19 protein-coding genes are annotated in these 16,653 nt (G+C 63.3%); 1 reads left to right on the forward strand and 18 read right to left on the reverse strand.

Features of this window, described 5'->3' with window-relative positions; all coding sequences use genetic code 11:
* Positions 1 to 11 precede the first annotated feature (11 nt).
* The 15 genes from ispG to trmJ all read right to left on the reverse strand — a co-directional run bounded on the left by ispG (position 12) and on the right by trmJ (position 11,962).
* A complete protein-coding gene (ispG, locus tag IB274_RS23590) occupies positions 12 to 1,124 on the reverse strand; it encodes a flavodoxin-dependent (E)-4-hydroxy-3-methylbut-2-enyl-diphosphate synthase (RefSeq protein ID WP_017522283.1) in 1,113 nt (370 codons plus the stop codon).
* A gap of 1 nt (position 1,125) precedes the next feature.
* Positions 1,126 to 2,145: a helix-turn-helix domain-containing protein gene (locus IB274_RS23595; RefSeq protein ID WP_192435184.1), complete on the reverse strand. Its 1,020-nt coding sequence runs from the start codon at positions 2,143 to 2,145 to the stop codon at positions 1,126 to 1,128.
* Positions 2,142 to 2,900, reverse strand: coding sequence for a type IV pilus biogenesis/stability protein PilW (pilW, locus tag IB274_RS23600; RefSeq protein ID WP_192435185.1), 759 nt, complete (start codon positions 2,898 to 2,900; stop codon positions 2,142 to 2,144). The genes IB274_RS23595 and pilW overlap by 4 nt, the downstream gene beginning before the upstream one ends.
* 16 nt (positions 2,901 to 2,916) lie before the next feature.
* Entirely contained in the window at positions 2,917 to 4,065 is a 1,149-nt protein-coding gene (gene rlmN, locus IB274_RS23605; RefSeq protein WP_192435186.1) for a 23S rRNA (adenine(2503)-C(2))-methyltransferase RlmN, read from the reverse strand.
* A gap of 27 nt (positions 4,066 to 4,092) precedes the next feature.
* A complete protein-coding gene (gene ndk / locus IB274_RS23610) occupies positions 4,093 to 4,524 on the reverse strand; it encodes a nucleoside-diphosphate kinase (protein ID WP_024762960.1) in 432 nt (143 codons plus the stop codon).
* 250 nt (positions 4,525 to 4,774) lie between these two features.
* Entirely contained in the window at positions 4,775 to 4,975 is a 201-nt protein-coding gene (iscX, locus tag IB274_RS23615) for a Fe-S cluster assembly protein IscX (protein ID WP_017522288.1), read from the reverse strand.
* Positions 4,976 to 4,989: 14 nt separating this feature from the next.
* Positions 4,990 to 5,328: an ISC system 2Fe-2S type ferredoxin gene (fdx, locus tag IB274_RS23620; RefSeq protein ID WP_081515975.1), complete on the reverse strand. Its 339-nt coding sequence runs from the start codon at positions 5,326 to 5,328 to the stop codon at positions 4,990 to 4,992.
* Between the two features lie 6 nt (positions 5,329 to 5,334).
* Entirely contained in the window at positions 5,335 to 7,194 is a 1,860-nt protein-coding gene (hscA, locus tag IB274_RS23625; protein WP_192435187.1) for a Fe-S protein assembly chaperone HscA, read from the reverse strand.
* Between the two features lie 44 nt (positions 7,195 to 7,238).
* The gene (gene hscB / locus IB274_RS23630) at positions 7,239 to 7,760 is read right to left on the reverse strand and encodes a co-chaperone HscB (RefSeq protein ID WP_192435188.1); all 522 of its coding nucleotides are present in this window, start codon (positions 7,758 to 7,760) and stop codon (positions 7,239 to 7,241) included.
* 8 nt (positions 7,761 to 7,768) lie between these two features.
* A complete protein-coding gene (gene iscA / locus IB274_RS23635) occupies positions 7,769 to 8,092 on the reverse strand; it encodes an iron-sulfur cluster assembly protein IscA (RefSeq protein WP_184591201.1) in 324 nt (107 codons plus the stop codon).
* 26 nt (positions 8,093 to 8,118) lie between these two features.
* Positions 8,119 to 8,505: a Fe-S cluster assembly scaffold IscU gene (gene iscU, locus IB274_RS23640; protein ID WP_192435189.1), complete on the reverse strand. Its 387-nt coding sequence runs from the start codon at positions 8,503 to 8,505 to the stop codon at positions 8,119 to 8,121.
* Between the two features lie 27 nt (positions 8,506 to 8,532).
* Positions 8,533 to 9,747, reverse strand: a complete 1,215-nt coding sequence (locus IB274_RS23645; protein WP_192435190.1) for an IscS subfamily cysteine desulfurase — start codon at positions 9,745 to 9,747, stop codon at positions 8,533 to 8,535.
* Between the two features lie 28 nt (positions 9,748 to 9,775).
* Positions 9,776 to 10,270, reverse strand: coding sequence for a Fe-S cluster assembly transcriptional regulator IscR (gene iscR / locus IB274_RS23650; RefSeq protein ID WP_017522294.1), 495 nt, complete (start codon positions 10,268 to 10,270; stop codon positions 9,776 to 9,778).
* Between the two features lie 140 nt (positions 10,271 to 10,410).
* Positions 10,411 to 11,190 carry a serine O-acetyltransferase gene (gene cysE, locus IB274_RS23655; RefSeq protein ID WP_081515983.1) on the reverse strand — a complete coding sequence of 260 codons (780 nt, stop codon included), beginning with the start codon at positions 11,188 to 11,190 and terminating at the stop codon, positions 10,411 to 10,413.
* A complete protein-coding gene (trmJ, locus tag IB274_RS23660) occupies positions 11,183 to 11,962 on the reverse strand; it encodes a tRNA (cytosine(32)/uridine(32)-2'-O)-methyltransferase TrmJ (RefSeq protein WP_192435191.1) in 780 nt (259 codons plus the stop codon). Before trmJ ends, cysE begins: the two co-directional genes overlap by 8 nt.
* A 146-nt stretch (positions 11,963 to 12,108) precedes the next feature.
* Between trmJ and suhB the strand changes: the two genes are divergently transcribed.
* Positions 12,109 to 12,924: an inositol-phosphate phosphatase gene (gene suhB, locus IB274_RS23665; protein WP_192435192.1), complete on the forward strand. Its 816-nt coding sequence runs from the start codon at positions 12,109 to 12,111 to the stop codon at positions 12,922 to 12,924.
* 208 nt (positions 12,925 to 13,132) lie between these two features.
* Here the strand turns inward: suhB and IB274_RS23670 are convergent, their stop codons facing one another.
* The 3 genes from IB274_RS23670 to secD all read right to left on the reverse strand — a co-directional run bounded on the left by IB274_RS23670 (position 13,133) and on the right by secD (position 16,619).
* Positions 13,133 to 13,669: a glycine zipper 2TM domain-containing protein gene (locus tag IB274_RS23670; RefSeq protein ID WP_192435193.1), complete on the reverse strand. Its 537-nt coding sequence runs from the start codon at positions 13,667 to 13,669 to the stop codon at positions 13,133 to 13,135.
* A 159-nt stretch (positions 13,670 to 13,828) separates the two neighbouring features.
* The gene (gene secF / locus IB274_RS23675; protein WP_192435194.1) at positions 13,829 to 14,746 is read right to left on the reverse strand and encodes a protein translocase subunit SecF; all 918 of its coding nucleotides are present in this window, start codon (positions 14,744 to 14,746) and stop codon (positions 13,829 to 13,831) included.
* 10 nt (positions 14,747 to 14,756) lie between these two features.
* Positions 14,757 to 16,619: a protein translocase subunit SecD gene (gene secD, locus IB274_RS23680; RefSeq protein WP_192435195.1), complete on the reverse strand. Its 1,863-nt coding sequence runs from the start codon at positions 16,617 to 16,619 to the stop codon at positions 14,757 to 14,759.
* Positions 16,620 to 16,653: the final 34 nt, after the last annotated feature.

The following is a 16,653-nucleotide window of genomic DNA, read 5'->3' on the forward strand; positions in this document are numbered from 1 at the left end:
CCTTGTTGCGGTCAGCCGCGCACGATGAGTGCGGCGTCGGCCTCGGCCTTCTCGGCCGCTTTTTCGCGGATCAGCCGTTCCAGCTCATCCACCAGGTTATCGTTCTGCAGCTTCTGCGCCGGCTTGCCGTCGATGTAGATCAGGTTGCTCGGCGTGCCGCCGGTGAGACCGATGTGAGCCTCCTTGGCTTCGCCCGGACCGTTGACCACGCAGCCGATCACGGCGACATCCAGCGGTACCAGCAGGTCCTCGAGGCGGCCTTCCAGCTCGTTCATGGTCTTCACCACATCGAAGTTCTGCCGCGAGCAGCTCGGGCAGGCGATGAAGTTGATGCCACGGGAGCGCAGGCGCAGCGACTTGAGGATGTCGAAGCCGACCTTGATCTCTTCCACCGGGTCGGCGGCCAGCGAGATGCGGATGGTGTCGCCGATGCCCTCGGCAAGCAGCATGCCCAGGCCGACGGCCGACTTCACGGTGCCCGAACGCAGGCCACCGGCTTCGGTGATGCCCAAATGCAGGGGTTGTTCGATCTGCTTGGCCAGCAGGCGGTAGGCGGCGACGGCCATGAACACGTCGGAGGCCTTCACGCTGACCTTGAAGTTCTGGAAGTCCAGACGGTCGAGGTGATCGACATGGCGCATGGCCGACTCCAGCAGCGCCTCGGGGGTCGGCTCGCCGTACTTCTTCTGCAGGTCCTTCTCCAGCGAACCGGCGTTGACGCCGATGCGGATCGGGATATTGCGCTCGCGGGCGGCATCCACCACGGCCTTCACGCGGTCTTCGCGTCCGATGTTGCCCGGGTTGATGCGCAGGCAATCGACGCCCAGTTCAGCCACGCGCAGGGCGATCTTGTAGTCGAAGTGGATGTCGGCAACCAGCGGCACCTTGACCTGCTGCTTGATCTTGCCGAACGCCTCGGCGGCGTCCATGTCGGGCACGGAGACGCGGACAATGTCGGCGCCTGCGTCTTCCAGACGACGGATTTGCGCCACGGTGGCGGCCACATCCAGAGTATCGGTGTTGGTCATGCTCTGCACGGCGATGGGAGCATCCCCACCCACCGGCACGTTACCGACCCAGATCTTGCGGGACAGGCGACGTTTGATCGGAGACTCGCAATGCATCTTACTGTCCACCCAACTTCAGGCGAGCGGTGCCACCGCGCGCCGGCGTGACTTCGACCGGCTGGCCGTTGTAGCTGACCTGGGCACCTTGGGCGAAGCCCAGGCGCAACTGGACGGGCGCCTTGGCGGCGACCTCCAGCGAATCACCCTTGCGCTTGAGGCCCTCGACGAGGACCTTGCCGTCGGCATCGGTGAGCTGGGTCCAGCAATCGGCGCTGAATTGAACCTTGACCACGCCCTGGCCCGCGGAAGCCACCACCGGAGCAGCAGGCGCCTCGATCGGAGCCACAGGGGCGGCCGGAGCGACAGGCTGCTGTGCAGCCGGTTGCTGGGCAGGGACTACCGGAACCTGGGCCGGAGCGGTTTCGGCGGCGGCCGGGGCGCCCGGTACTGCCGGGTTGGCAGAGACCGGCGGGGTGCCTTCGGCCGGAGCCTCGGCGTTGCCGTTGTCGCCGGCAGGCTCGCCGGGAACCGCCGGAGTATTGGCCTGGTCCTCGGCGACAGCCTGGTCTTCCGGCTCGTCGAGGGTGTGGATTTCGGTGGTGCCGTCGGCGCTTTCGACCTCGACGTGCTCCATGTTAAGGCTGCCGGTCTCAGCCGGACGCGCAGAACGTTCCTGCCACCAGAAGTAGCCGAAGCCGATGAGCACGGCCAGCAGCGCCAGGCTGAACAGGCGCAGCAGGTTGCGCGACAGGCGTACCGGCTCGACCACGCGGCCGAGGGCCTGGACGTTGCTGCCGGTGGCGTCGGTGCCGGTGTACTGGTCGAAGGCGGTAACCATCTGGGCCTGGTCCATGCCCAGCAGCTTGGCGTAGGCGCGGATATAGCCACGGGCGAAGGTGTGGCCCGGCAACTGCTCGAACGAGCCCTGCTCCAGCGAACGCAGGGCGTTCTCGGTCAGGTTCAGCTGGCCGGCGACCTGAGCGGTGCTCCAGCCCTTGTTCTCACGTGCCTGGCGCAGGGTTTCGCCAGGGTTGGCGCGGGTCGTGCCGATGACATCGGACTGCGACGTATTCATCATTTATCCGCCTGGTATGCCTGGTATTCGGGAGAAGCGGGATACAGGCGCTTGAGTTGCAGCCCGTAGCTGGCAGCGGTATCCCGGTCGTCGTAGATCTTGGCCAGTCGAATCCCCAGCAGCAGGCTGCGCGCGGTCTGCGGGCCCCGCTTGAGGTATTCCTCGTAATAGGCGCGAGCCGGCACGTACTCGCGATCCTGGTAATTCAGGTCAGCCAGTTCGAGCAGCGCCCCCGTCGAATTGCGGTTCAGGCGAATGGCCTTCTCGAAGTATTCCTTGGCCTGAGCGCGGTTGTTGAGCTTCATGCTCACCAGACCGAGGTTCTCGAAGATGCGCGAACGTTCGGAATAGAGGCCGTCTTCCGTGGCCTTCATGTAGGTGTCGTAGGCTTCCTGGTAGCGTTTCTGCTCGAACAGGAAACCTGCGTAGTTGTTGAGGATGCGCGCATCGCCCGAGCGCGAGGACAATGCCTTGCGGAACTCGCTCTCGGCGAGCTTGGGCTCTTTCTCGACCTGATAAACCACGGCCAGGGCAGCATGGGCATCGGCGCTGGATGAGTCGAGATCCAGGGCCTGGCGCAGCGGCACCTTGGCCTGCTCGGTGTTGCCCATCTGCAGGTAACCGATGCCGAGCTGGATATAGGCGTCGCGCGCCTCGTCCCGGCCCTTCTCGGTTTTCAGAGGATCCTGTTTACCAGTCGTCACGCAACCCGTCAGCACGGTTGCCAACAGTAAGCACAGCGCGGCGCGCAGGGTCATCGGAATCCTCCCTAGTTCAGTTTCGGTTGCCAGTGGGCGCGGCCTGGTCGGCATCGGCGGCCAGCTGACGTACGGCAATATAGCGTTCGCTGCGGCGGGTGCGGTCCATCACCTGGCCTACCAGCTGACCACAGGCGGCATCGATATCGTCGCCGCGAGTGGTACGAACGGTCACGTTGAAGCCGCTCTTGTGCAGCATGTCCTGGAAACGGCGAATGGCATTGTTGCTCGGACGCTCGTAACCGGAATGCGGGAACGGATTAAACGGAATCAGGTTGATCTTGCAAGGGAAATCCTTGAGCAGTGCGATCAGCTGCTCAGCATGCTCGGGCTGGTCGTTGACGCCAGCCAGCAGGGTGTACTCGATCGTCAGCACGCGCTCCTTGCCCAGGCGCGTGATGTAGCGGTAGCAGGAGTCGAGCAGCATCTCCAGCGGGTACTTCTTGTTGATCGGTACCAGCTTGTTGCGCAGTTCGTCGTTGGGTGCGTGCAGCGACAGGGCCAGGGACACGTCGGTCACCTCGGCGAGCTTGTCGATCATCGGCACCACGCCGGAGGTGGACAGGGTCACCTTTCGCTTGGAAATGCCGTAGCCGAGGTCTTCCATCATGATGCTCATGGCGCTCACGACGTTGTCGAAGTTCAGCAGCGGCTCGCCCATGCCCATCATCACCACATTGGTGACGGCACGGTCGATCTTGCCCGGGATGGTCCCGAACGACTGGTTGGCGATCCACACCTGGCCGATGATCTCGGCGGAAGTCAGGTCGCTGTTGAAGCCTTGCTTGCCGGTGGAGCAGAAGCTGCAGTCCAGCGCGCAACCGGCCTGGGATGACACACACAGGGTGCCGCGGCCGCCTTGCGGGATGTACACGGTCTCGACGCAACTGCCCGAGGCCACGCGCACCACCCACTTGCGGGTACCGTCAGCGGAAATGTCCTGGCTGACGATCTCCGGGGGACGAATTTCGGCAACGGCCTCGAGCTTTTCGCGCAAGGCCTTGCCGACGTTCGTCATGGCGCTGAATTCCAGGGCGCCAAAGTGGTGAATCCATTGCATCACCTGGCCGGCGCGGAAGCGCTTTTCACCGATGGACTCGAAGAATTCCTCGAGCTGGGGCTTGGTCATGCCCAGCAGGTTGGCCTTTACAGCGGTATCAGTCATGGATTCACCCTCGCTCATTCGCCTGGATTAGCGAATGCGCTCGCACACCTCGGTGCTGGAGAAGAAGTAAGCGATTTCGCGGGCAGCCGAAGCTTCCGAGTCGGAACCGTGTACGGCGTTCTCGTCGATGGAAACGGCGAAGTCGGCGCGGATGGTGCCGGCGTCGGCTTTCTTCGGATCGGTGGCGCCCATCAGTTCACGGTTGCGCAGGATGGCGTCTTCGCCTTCCAGAACCTGAACAACGACCGGGCCGGAGGTCATGAAGGAAACCAGGTCCTTGAAGAAAGGACGCTCTTTGTGCTCGGCGTAGAAACCGCCAGCTTCGCGCTCGGACAGCTGAACCATCTTGGAAGCGACAACGCGCAGGCCGGCTTTCTCGAAGCGGGTCAGGATTTCGCCGATGACGTTCTTGGAAACGGCGTCGGGCTTGATGATGGAGAAGGTACGTTGCAGGGCCATGGAAATAACTCCGAAAAGCAAGGTTGGTAATGCCAAGAAGCCCCTGGCGTGGCCAGGAGCTCCTGCGATTCTAGGGTTTGCCGCGCGCTGCGCCCGTGGGGCGGCAGCCGCGAAACCGGCCCGACTGCGACAGGGCCGGCGGCCGGAAAATCCCCCTGGGGAAATTTTCGACAGCTCACCTAAAGATAAAACCCGCGAATTATACGCGGGTTCATGACAAATGGGTACGCGGCTCTAGTGAGCCGCACCCTCAGTCGGCTTCTTCGATCCAGGCGGCCTGGATGGCCTCCAGGACCTTTTCCCCGCCGCGGGAAGGATCATCGCTGAACTCCGGCAATGCCAGCACCCAGCGGTGCAGATCGACGAAGTTTACGTAGCGCGGATCGACGTCCGGCTTGGACTCGGCCAGTTGGATGGCGATTTCGAGCACATCAACCCATTTCAGACTCATATGGACGCTCCGCCTCAGTGACCTTCGGACACCTGGTTGATGGTGTATTTCGGGATCTCCACCACCAGATCGGTCTCGCCGACCACTGCCTGGCAGGACAGGCGCGAATCCGGCTCCAGGCCCCAGGCCTTGTCCAGCATGTCGTCTTCCAGCTCGTCAGAGGCTTCCATGGAGTTGAAGCCCTCGCGCACGACCACGTGGCAGGTGGTGCAGGCACAGGACATCTCGCAGGCGTGCTCGATCTCGATGCCGTTGCGCAGCGCCGCCTTCATGATGGTTTCGCCCGGCTGGGCTTCGATCACCGCGCCTTCCGGGCAGTGTTCGGCGTGGGGCAGAAAGACAATCTGCGGCATCTTCGCTTATTCCTCGATTTCGTTGAGCCGGCGACCGGCCAGTGCGGCTTTGACGGTGGCGTCCATACGGCGCGCGGCAAAGGCGTCGGTCAGCTGGGACAGACGCTTGATCTGTAGTTCGATGGCAGTGGCATCGCTGCCGGTAGCCAGCTCACGCAGCGAGTCCATGCCGGCATCGATGACCAGACGCTCGTCAGCATCGAGCAGACGCTCGCCATCGGCGTCCAGCGCGGACTGCACGGCTTCGAGCAGACGCTGGGCCTCGACCTGCTGTTCGCGCAGGGTGCGGGCGGCCATGTCATCACCGGCGTACTGGAAGGAATCCTGCAGCATGCGGGCGATCTCGCCGTCGGTCAGGCCGTAGGACGGCTTGACCTGGATGCTCGCCTCGGCGCCGGACGACAGCTCGCGGGCGGACACGCCCAGCAGACCATCGGCGTCGACCTGGAAGCTGACGCGGATCTTCGCCGCGCCCGCCACCATCGGCGGAATGCCGCGCAGCTCGAAACGCGCCAAGGACCGGCAGTCCTTGACCAGCTCACGCTCGCCTTGCAGCACGTGAATCATCATGGCTGTCTGGCCATCCTTGTAGGTGGTGAATTCCTGGGCGCGAGCCACCGGGATGGTGGTGTTACGCGGAATCACCTTCTCCATCAGCCCGCCCATGGTTTCCAGGCCGAGCGACAGGGGAATCACATCCAGCAGCAGCAGCTCTTCGCCGCGCTTGTTGCCAGCCAGGGCATCGGCCTGGATGGCAGCACCAATGGCAACCACCTGGTCCGGGTCGATATCAGTCAGCGGTTCACGACCGAACAGCTCCCCCACCAGTTCACGAACGCGCGGCACTCGGGTGGAGCCACCGACCATGACCACGGCACTGACCTCTTCCAGCTCGATGCCGGAATCACGCACGGCACGGCGGCAGGATTTGAGGCTGCGCTGGATCATCGGATCGATCAGAGAATCCATCTGGGCGCGAGTCAGCTCACCGGTCCAGCTGTCGTAGGCGACGGCAACGCTGGCGCTATCAGTCAGGGCTTCCTTCGCGGCACAGGCGGTCTGCAGCAGACGGCGCTGGGCGCCCGGATCGAGGTCAGCCGAGATACCGGCCTGCTCAATGATCCAGCCAGCAATAGCATGGTCGAAATCGTCGCCGCCCAGGGCGGTGTCGCCACCGGTGGCCAGGACCTCGAAGACGCCACGGGTCAGACGCAGGATGGAGATATCGAAGGTGCCGCCGCCCAAGTCATAAATGGCGACCAGGCCTTCGGCGCTCTTGTCCAGACCGTATGCCACAGCGGCAGCGGTCGGCTCATTGAGCAGGCGCAGTACGTGCAGGCCAGCCAGGCGTGCGGCGTCCTTGGTGGCCTGACGCTGGGCATCGTCGAAATAGGCGGGAACTGTGATCACCGCGCCCACCAGCTCGCCACCCAGGGTGGATTCGGCGCGCTGACGCAGGACGCGGAGGATTTCTGCCGAGACCTCCACCGGACTCTTGGCGCCCTGGACGGTCTCGATGAAGGGCATGTGCGATTCGCCCTGGGTGAAGCGGTACGGCAATTGGCCGCCCAACTGCTTCACGTCCTCCAGGCCACGGCCCATGAAGCGCTTGACCGAGATGATTGAGTTCAGCGGGTCTTGCGAGGCGGTGGCGCGAACGCTCTCACCCACCTCGATGCGATCGGCGAGGTAACGCACCGCCGAAGGCAGGATCACTTCGCCGCGGACGTCCGGCAACGGAGCCGCGACGCCGCTGCGCACGGCAGCGACCAGGGAATTCGTAGTGCCCAGGTCGATCCCCACGGCCAGGCGACGCTGGTGCGGCTGGGGGGTCTGTCCGGGCTCGGCGATCTGCAGTAGGGCCATGCGGTTTCTAATCAGGCTATCGGGCGCGGCGCGAGCCGCGCGGATTAATCGTCGAGTCGCTCTTCCAGCTGTCGCACTTCCTGCGCCAGCTTGTCGAGGAACTGCATGCGACGCACCAGGCGTTCGGCCAGGTCGCGGCGGGCGGCATCATCCCAACAATCAGCGAAATCATCTTCCAGCCGTTGCTGGGCAGACTTCAGCTGACGCTTGAACTGCGCCACGCCGTCGAGATCGGCGCTGTCCTGCAGGTCTTCCAGATCCTCGCGCAACTGCATCTGCTGCAGGAGGAACTCCGGGTCCTGCACCGTGGCTTCCAGCGGCAGCGAATCGCCGCGCAGGGCCAGCAGGTACAGGGCACGACGCGGAACGCTCTTCAGCGTCTGGTAGGCATCGTTGAGCTCAGCGGCCTTGGCCTGCGCCAGTCGCTGCTCGCGCTCGGAAGCATCGGCGAAACGGTCCGGATGAACGGTTCGCACCAGCTCCCGGTAGCGATTGCCGAGGGTTTCCAGATCGATCCGGAAACCCGGCTGCAGGTCGAACAGCGCGAAGTGACAGGGACTACCCACACCCAGCCTCAGACGTTGAAGCTTTCGCCGCAGCCACACTCACCGCGCACGTTCGGGTTGTTGAACTTGAAGCCCTCGTTGAGGCCTTCCTTGGTGAAGTCCAACTCGGTGCCGTCGAGGTAGACCAGGCTTTTCGGGTCGATGATGACCTTCACGCCGTGGCTCTCGAAGACCTGATCCTCGGCTGCCAGTTCGTCGACGAACTCCAGCACGTAGGCCAGCCCGGAACACCCGGTGGTACGCACGCCAAGACGAATGCCCTCGCCCTTGCCCCGCCCGTCGAGGGAGCGGCGAACGTGGTTGGCGGCGGCTTCGGTCATGCTGATGGCCATGGGAACTCCTTACTCAACGAATCGCTTCAGAGCAGACCTTTCTTCTGCTTGTAGTCGCGCACGGCCGCCTTGATGGCGTCCTCCGCGAGTACCGAGCAGTGGATCTTAACCGGCGGCAGGGCCAGTTCTTCGGCGATGGTGGTGTTCTTGATCGACTCGGCTTCGTCCAGGGTCTTGCCCTTCATCCACTCGGTGGCGAGGGAGCTGGAGGCGATGGCCGAACCGCAGCCGTAGGTCTTGAACTTGGCGTCTTCGATGACGCCCTGCTCGTTGACCTTGATCTGCAGGCGCATTACGTCGCCGCAGGCCGGCGCGCCGACCATGCCGGTGCCGACGTCCGGGTCTTCGGCGTTGAGCTTGCCGACGTTGCGCGGATTTTCGTAGTGGTCGATGACCTTTTCACTGTAAGCCATGGCTAATCCTCACTTCTATGGGGCGGGTCAGTGGGCCTGCCATTCGACCTTGGACAGGTCGACACCCTCTTTGAACATATCCCACAGCGGCGAGAGTTCACGCAGCTTGGAAACGGCTTCCACCACCTTCTTGGCGGCGTAATCGACCTCTTCTTCAGTGGTGAAGCGGCCGAAGCTGAAACGGATGGAGCTGTGCGCCAGCTCGTCGTTGCGACCCAGGGCGCGGAGCACGTAGGACGGCTCCAGCGAGGCCGAGGTGCAGGCGGAACCGGACGAGACGGCCAGGTCCTTGAGCGACATCATCAGCGACTCGCCTTCGACGTAGTTGAAGCTGACGTTGAGGATGTTCGGCGCGTAGGAAGTCGGGCTGCCGTTGAGGTACAGCTCTTCCAGGTCCTGCACCTGATCGAAGAAGCGCTTGCGCAGGCCTTCGATACGGGCCATTTCCTGGTGCATTTCTTCCTTGGCGATGCGGAAGGCCTCGCCCATGCCGACGATCTGGTGGGTCGCCAAGGTGCCCGAACGCATGCCGCGCTCATGGCCGCCACCGTGCATCTGGGCTTCCAGGCGCACGCGCGGCTTGCGGCGCACGTACAGCGCGCCCATGCCTTTGGGGCCGTAGACCTTGTGGGCGGAGAAGGACATCAGGTCGACCTTGAGCTTCTCCAGGTCGATGTCCACCTTGCCGGCCGACTGTGCAGCGTCGACGTGCAGCAGGATGCCGCGCGAGCGGGTCAGCTCGCCGATGGCGGCGATGTCGTTGATGCTGCCGACTTCGTTGTTCACGTGCATTACCGAGACCAGGATGGTGTCGTCACGCAGAGCGGCCTCGACCATCGCCGGGGTGATGATGCCCTCGGGGGTCGGTTCCAAGTAGGTCACTTCGAAGCCTTCGCGCTCCAGCTGGCGGCAGGTATCCAGGACCGCCTTGTGCTCGATCTTCGAGGTGACGATGTGCTTGCCCTTGGTCGCGTAGAAGTGCGCGACGCCCTTGACGGCAAGGTTGTCGGACTCGGTGGCACCGGACGTCCAGACGATCTCACGGGGGTCGGCATTAACCAGTTCGGCGACCTGGCGACGGGCGTTCTCAGCCGCTTCCTCGGCCTTCCAGCCGAAGAGGTGGGAGCGCGAAGCCGGGTTGCCGAAGTTGCCGTCAACCAGCAGGCAGTCGGCCATTTTCTGAGCGACACGCGGATCCACCGGGGTGGTGGCGGAGTAGTCGAGGTAAATCGGCAATCTCATCAGGTAACTCCTACAGGCGGGCGTTCGCTCAATCGATGGCGGACGCTTCAATCTTGTCGAGGCGCAGCGGCTTGGTGCCCGAGCAGCGACGCTCGTCCTGGCGCTGAGCGACCTCTTGAACTTCGCGGCGCTCGACCAGGTCGGCCAGGCTGATGCCGCTGAGGAACTCGTGAATCTGCTGACTGAGGTCGCACCACAGGTGGTGGGTCAGGCAGGTATCGCCGGAGTGGCAGTCGCCCTGACCCTGGCAACGGGTGGCGTCGACCGACTCGTTGACCGCATCGATCACCTGGGCGACGTGGATGCCGGTCATGTCGCGGGACAGCTGGTAGCCGCCGCCCGGACCACGCACGCTGACCACCAGGTTGCCACGGCGCAACTTGGCGAACAGCTGTTCCAGGTAGGACAGGGAGATACCCTGGCGCTCGGAGATATCGGCGAGAGAAACCGGGCCACGCTGGGCGTGCAACGCCAGATCAAGCATGGCGGTGACGGCATAGCGGCCTTTGGTGGTCAATCGCATGGGAAAATCCGGAAGAATCGCTGGTATGGCGGGAGTATGCTCTTTTCCGACTATTTAAGTCAACTATAAGACCTATTACTTTAGTCGGATTTAGCCAGCGAACGGCGACATATTGTAGCAGCAATGCAAGGGCCGGCGCATCACTGCGCCGACTTGCTGCTCTCCTCGTCCTTGACTCCGGCGAAGTCCTCTTCCCGCAGAACCGGAAGATCTTTCGCACAGTAGTCGCTACCCAGAGCTGTCAGAGCCTTGCACATGCCTTCCAGCCGGCCGTCAACCGCCTGCAGGTGGTCGAGCAGCTGGCCGATGGCGCGGGCCACCGGGTCGGGCATGTCCTGGCTGACGCCGTAGGCATCGAAGCCGAGCTTTTCTGCCATGGCCTGGCGCTTGGCGGCCTGATCCGCGTCATCCTTGACGATGATGCGGCCGGGAATACCCACAACGGTAGCGCCCGGCGGCACCTCTTTGGTCACCACGGCATTGGAACCGACCTTGGCGCCGGCACCGACGGTGAACGGACCAAGCACCTTGGCGCCCGCCCCCACCACCACGCCATCGGCCAGGGTCGGGTGGCGCTTGCCCTTGTTCCAGCTGGTGCCACCCAGGGTCACGCCCTGGTAGATGGTCACATCGTCGCCGATCTCGGCGGTTTCGCCGATGACGATGCCCAAGCCGTGATCGATGAAGAAGCGACGACCAATCTTCGCGCCCGGATGAATCTCGATACCGGTCATCCAGCGACCGAAGTTGGACACCATGCGCGCCAGCCACTTCCAGCCGGACGTCCACAGACCATGAGCCAGGCGATGCAGCCAGACGGCGTGCAGTCCCGGGTAGCAGGTGAGCACCTCGAAAGCGTTGCGCGCCGCCGGGTCACGATGGAATACGCTCTGGATATCTTCGCGTACACGCTCAAACATCTTCATCACTCCGCTTGGAAAGCTCCCCACGGGCAGCCTTCCGTGTCTCGGTGAGAATACCCCGCAGGATATTCATCTCCAGCTTGCTGACACCGGCACGGCCATATAGGCGGCGCAGGCGCGACATCAGGTGGCGCGGCTTCTGCGGATCGAGGAACTGGATATCCACCAGGGTCGACTCCAGATGCGCATAGAAACGCTCCAGCTCATCGGAAGTCACCGGGACGCTGTTGAGCATCGCAGTGGACTCGACCTTCTCCTGCTTGGTCGGCTGCCCCTGAACGGCCAGCCAGGCCATGCGCACCTCGTAGACCAGCACCTGCACCGCCGTCGCCAGGTTCAGCGAGCTGAACTCGGGATTGGCCGGGATGTGCACGTGGAACTGACATCGCTGCAGCTCCTCATTGGTCAGGCCGGCGTATTCGCGGCCGAACACCAGTGCGACCTCACCACCTTGCTGGACGTGCTCCAGGCTAGTGGTGGCGCACTCGCGCGGATCGAGCAGCGGCCAGGGGATGCGACGATCCCGCGCGCTGGTGCCAAGCACCAGGCTGCAGCCCGCCAGGGCATCTTCCAAGGTGGGAACGACCACGGCCGCATCGAGGATGTCATCGGCGCCGGAGGCGCGGGCACGGGCCTCGCCACTGGGGAAATCCATCGGATCGACCAGGACCAGGCGCGACAGCCCCATGTTCTTCATCGCACGGGCCGTACCGCCGATATTGCCGGGATGGCTGGTATTGACCAGCACCACGCGAATTTTGTCGAGCAACGCGCGACTCCACACAAAAGCGAAAAAGGGAGGGAATCCTACCGCAGCAGTGGGGCTTGCGCCACGCAGGCGACAGGTCGCTCTATTAACTCCATGGCTTTCTGCTAGAATATTCGGCTTTCTTTAACGACCCAGGTGACCTCTCCATGCAGCCTATGCTGAATATCGCCCTGCGCGCCGCTCGCAGCGCCGGTGAACTGATCTTCCGCTCCATCGAACGCCTGGATACCCTGTCGGTCAACGAGAAAGAAGCCAACGACTACGTCACCGAAGTCGATCGCGCGGCCGAGCTCTCCATCGTCACAGCCCTGCGCAAGGCCTACCCGAACCACGGGATCATGGGCGAAGAAGGCGGCATGCTCGAAGGCAGCGGCGAAGGTGCCGACTACCTGTGGATCATCGACCCGCTGGATGGCACCACCAACTTCATCCACGGCGTTCCGCACTACGCCGTCAGCATCGCCTGCAAATACCGCGGTCGCCTCGAGCACGCCGTGGTCCTCGACCCGATCCGCCAGGAAGAATTCACCGCCAGCCGCGGCCGTGGCGCCGCACTGAACGGCCGCCGCCTGCGCGTCAGCAACCGCAAGAGCCTGGAAGGCGCCCTGCTCGGCACCGGCTTCCCGTTCCGCGACAGCCAGATGGACAACCTGGACGCCTATCTGGGCATGTTCCGCAGCCTGGTCGGCCAGACCGCCGGCATCCGCCGCGCCGGCGCCGCCAGCCTGGACCTGGCCTACGTCGCCGCCGGTCGCTACGACGCCTTCTGGGAATTCGGCCTGTCCGAGTGGGACATGGCCGCTGGCGCCCTGCTGATCCAGGAAGCGGGCGGCCTGGTGAGCGATTTCACCGGCGGTCACGAGTTCCTCGAGAAGGGCCAGATCGTCGCCGGCAACACCAAGTGCTTCAAGGCGCTGCTGACCAGCATCCAGCCGCACCTGCCGCCGTCGCTCAAGCGCTGAGCCTGAGCCACGACGCAAAAAGCCCGGCAATGCCGGGCTTTTTTGTGCCTGCAAGAACGCGTCGCCTGTAGGAGCGAGCTTGCTCGCGAAGCTCTTTATCCTGAAACCACGCACCCAGGCGGTTCGCGAGCAAGCTCGCTCCTACAACAAAAGACCAAAGAAAAAGGCGCCCATTGGGCGCCTTCTTCGTTCCACGCCTGGCGACTGCTTATTGCTGACCCAGGATCAGTCGGCCGCTCTTGTCGACCGGAATCTGCGAGCCCGGATCGCGATCCATGCGGACCTGACCGGCCTTGCCATCGAGCAGGTACTTCACGTCGTAGCCGACAACCTTCTCGCTGGTGTCGTCGACGGTGTTGCAGCGGGTTTCGGTGGTGGTGTAGGTGTCACGCTCCTGCATGCCTTCCTGCACCTTGTTGCCCGCGTAGCCGCCGCCGATGGCGCCCGCCACGGTGGCGATCTTCTTGCCGTTGCCGCCGCCGATCTGGTTGCCCAGCAGGCCGCCAGCGATGGCACCGATCGCCGTACCGGCGATCTGGTGGGTGTCCTTGACCGGACGCTGGTGGGTCACTGCCACGTCCTTGCAGACCTGGCGCGGATTCTTGATGGTTTCCTTGACCGGTTGAACGGCGAGCACCTCGGCGTATTGCGGCGCACGGTCCACCAGACTGTAGGTAGCCACGGCGCCACCGGCAGTCACGCCTACAGCGCCCAGCACGGTACCGATTAGCAACGACTTGTTCATAGGGTTCTCCTGGTCTTTCTTCTCATTCGGGCCTAGCCCTTTACCTTGCCTTGGAGCGATCTAATTGTAAGAAAGTTCCGGCCACCTGATGGCACATCACCTACAAATAAAAACTCCCGCCGAAGCGGGAGTTTTCTCTGGAAGGCTGGAAACGCTCTATTACGGGCGCTCGTCGACTTCCTTGCTCGGCGGAGGAATCAGGTCCTCACTGGACAGGTTCAGCCAGATCAGCACCACGTTGGCGATATAGATTGACGAGTAGGTACCCGCCATCACGCCGACGAACAGGGCGATAGAGAAGCCGAACAGGTTGTCGCCACCGAAGAACAACAGAGCAGCGATGGCCAGCAGGGTCGACACCGAGGTGGCGATGGTCCGCAGCAGGGTCTGACTGGTCGAGATGTTGATGTTCTCGATCAGGCTTGCCTTGCGCAGCACGCGGAAGTTCTCGCGCACCCGGTCGAAGATCACGATGGTGTCGTTCAGCGAGTAGCCCACCACCGCCAGCACCGCGGCGAGTACGGTCAGGTCGAAGGTGATCTGGAAGAACGACAGCACGCCCATCACGATGATGGCATCGTGGATCAGCGAGAGGATCGCACCCAGGGCGAATTTCCACTGGAAGCGGAAGCCCACGTACAGCAGGATGCCGCCAAGCGCCAGGAGCATGCCGAGGCCACCCTGGTCGCGCAGCTCCTCACCCACCTGCGGGCCGACGTACTCGACGCCGTTCACCTTGGCCGGATTGGAAGCATCGGCCTTCTGCAGCGCAGTGGCGACCTTCTTGCCCAGTTCCGGGTCTTCGCTGGGCATACGCACCAGCACGTCCCTGGTATCACCGAAGCTCTGCACCACGGCTTCGCTGTAACCGGCGGCGACCAGTTGCTCGCGCACCTTGGAGAGATCGGCAGGCTGCTCGTAGGTCAGCTTGATCGACGTACCGCCGGTGAAGTCCAGGCCGAAGTTGATACCTTTGAAGACCCAGCTGCCAAGGGCGATCAGGGTCAGGATCAGGGTCGCGGCGAACGCAACGTTGCGCACGCCCATGAAGTTGATAGTACCGATCTTGATATTCATCTCTGGCCCCTTAGATCCACAGCTTCTTAACGTCGCGGCCGCCGTAGATCAGGTTCACCATTGCGCGGGTGACCAGAATGGCAGTGAACATCGAGGTGAGAATACCCAGGGACATGGTCACGGCGAAGCCCTTCACCGGGCCGGTGCCCATGGCGTAGAGGATGCCGCCGACCAGCAGCGAGGTTAGGTTGGCGTCGATGATCGCAGTGAAGGCACGGTTGAAGCCTTCATGGATCGCCCGCTGCGTCGACATACCCGCCGCCAGTTCTTCCCTTATTCGAGAGAAGATCAGCACGTTGGCATCCACCGCCATCCCCATGGTCAGCACGATACCCGCGATACCCGGCAGGGTCAGGGTCGCGCCGAGGATCGACATCAGCGCCACCAGCATGACCATGTTGAAGGCCAGGGCGACGGTAGCGATCACGCCGAAGAAGCGGTAGATGACAATGATGAACAGGGAAACGAAGACCATGCCCCACAGGGAGGCGTCGATGCCCTTGGCGATGTTGTCAGCACCCAGGCTCGGGCCGATGGTGCGTTCTTCAGCGAAGTACATCGGCGCAGCCAGGCCACCGGCACGCAGCAGCAGGGCCAGTTCCGAGGACTCGCCCGGAGCGTCCAGGCCGGTGATGCGGAACTGGTTGCCCAGCGGCGACTGGATGGTCGCCAGGCTGATGATCTGCTTCTCTTCCTTGAACGCCGGAACAGCGACTTCCTGCTCGACGCCGTCGACGACCTGCTTCGTGTAGCGGGTGATCGGCTTCTGCTCGATGAACACCACGGCCATGCTGCGGCCGACGTTGTTGCGGGTCGCGCGGTTCATCAGCTCACCGCCGTGGCCATCCAGACGGATGTTCACCTGCGGACGGCCGTTTTCGTCGAAGCTGGCGCTGGCGTCGGTGACCTGGTCACCGGTGATGATCACGCCACGCTCCAAGGTCGCCGGCGGACGACGCGGCTCGCGGAAATCGAAGGTCTCGGTGGAGGACTTGATCGCATCCGGCTCGGCGGCCAGGCGGAACTCCAGGTTGGCGGTCTTGCCGAGGATACGCTTGGCTTCGGCGGTGTCCTGCACGCCCGGCAGTTCGACGACGATGCGGTTGGCGCCCTGGCGCTGTACCAGCGGCTCGGACACGCCCAGCTCGTTCACGCGGTTGCGGACGGTGGTCAGGTTCTGCTTGATCGAGTACTCGCGGATTTCGGCCAGCTTGGTGGCGGTCATGGCCAGGCGCAGGACCTGCATGCCATTACGCTCGCTCTGAGCGGTTTCGAAATCGCGGAAATCCTTGGCGATGATCGACTTGGCCTTGTCCAGGTCGGCTTCTTCAGTGAAGCCCAGCTGGATGCCGCCGTCCTGCACAGGCAGGCTGCGGTAGCGCACGCGCTCTTTACGCAGGGCGCTCTTGACCTCGTTCTCGTACACCTTCATACGAGCGTCGACTGCCTTTTCCATGTCCACTTCCAGCAGGAAGTGCACACCACCGGACAGGTCGAGACCCAGTTTCATCGGGTGGGCGGCGATGTTGCGCAGCCAGTTCGGCGTGGTCTGGGCCAGGTTCAGGGCGACCACGTAGTCGTCACCCAGCGCGCGGCGGACGATGTCCTTGGCCGGCAATTGATCTTCCTGCTTGACCAGACGGATCAGGCCGCTGTTCTTGCCCAGCGAGCCGGCCTTGACGGCGATACCCGCATCGGCGAGCGCTTTGCTGGCCTTGTCGATATCGGCCTGGGTGACCTGCAACGCGGTGCTCGCGCCACTGATCTGGACGGCCGGATCGTCCGGATAGAGGTTGGGTGCGGAATAGATGAAACCGACGGCCAGGACCGCCAGGATCAGCAGATACTTCCACAGGGGATACTTGTTGAGCATGACACCGCCCGTTATGACGCGGGGCGCATCTTGC

The organism is Pseudomonas sp. PDM18 (assembly GCF_014852585.1).
Lineage (GTDB): Bacteria > Pseudomonadota > Gammaproteobacteria > Pseudomonadales > Pseudomonadaceae > Pseudomonas.

Bases quoted from the DNA above. Each gene is read 5' to 3' on its own strand.
- ispG (WP_017522283.1), bottom strand. From the start codon at position 1,124: ATGCATTGCGAGTCTCCGATCAAACGTCGCCTGTCCCGCAAGATCTGG.
- IB274_RS23595 (WP_192435184.1), bottom strand. From the start codon at position 2,145: ATGATGAATACGTCGCAGTCCGATGTCATCGGCACGACCCGCGCCAAC.
- pilW (WP_192435185.1), bottom strand. From the start codon at position 2,900: ATGACCCTGCGCGCCGCGCTGTGCTTACTGTTGGCAACCGTGCTGACG.
- rlmN (WP_192435186.1), bottom strand. From the start codon at position 4,065: ATGACTGATACCGCTGTAAAGGCCAACCTGCTGGGCATGACCAAGCCC.
- ndk (WP_024762960.1), bottom strand. From the start codon at position 4,524: ATGGCCCTGCAACGTACCTTCTCCATCATCAAGCCCGACGCCGTTTCC.
- iscX (WP_017522288.1), bottom strand. From the start codon at position 4,975: ATGAGTCTGAAATGGGTTGATGTGCTCGAAATCGCCATCCAACTGGCC.
- fdx (WP_081515975.1), bottom strand. From the start codon at position 5,328: ATGCCGCAGATTGTCTTTCTGCCCCACGCCGAACACTGCCCGGAAGGC.
- hscA (WP_192435187.1), bottom strand. From the start codon at position 7,194: ATGGCCCTACTGCAGATCGCCGAGCCCGGACAGACCCCCCAGCCGCAC.
- iscA (WP_184591201.1), bottom strand. From the start codon at position 8,092: ATGGCCATCAGCATGACCGAAGCCGCCGCCAACCACGTTCGCCGCTCC.
- iscU (WP_192435189.1), bottom strand. From the start codon at position 8,505: ATGGCTTACAGTGAAAAGGTCATCGACCACTACGAAAATCCGCGCAAC.
- IB274_RS23645 (WP_192435190.1), bottom strand. From the start codon at position 9,747: ATGAGATTGCCGATTTACCTCGACTACTCCGCCACCACCCCGGTGGAT.
- iscR (WP_017522294.1), bottom strand. From the start codon at position 10,270: ATGCGATTGACCACCAAAGGCCGCTATGCCGTCACCGCCATGCTTGAT.
- cysE (WP_081515983.1), bottom strand. From the start codon at position 11,190: ATGTTTGAGCGTGTACGCGAAGATATCCAGAGCGTATTCCATCGTGAC.
- suhB (WP_192435192.1), top strand. From the start codon at position 12,109: ATGCAGCCTATGCTGAATATCGCCCTGCGCGCCGCTCGCAGCGCCGGT.
- IB274_RS23670 (WP_192435193.1), bottom strand. From the start codon at position 13,669: ATGAACAAGTCGTTGCTAATCGGTACCGTGCTGGGCGCTGTAGGCGTG.
- secF (WP_192435194.1), bottom strand. From the start codon at position 14,746: ATGAATATCAAGATCGGTACTATCAACTTCATGGGCGTGCGCAACGTT.
- secD (WP_192435195.1), bottom strand. From the start codon at position 16,619: ATGCTCAACAAGTATCCCCTGTGGAAGTATCTGCTGATCCTGGCGGTC.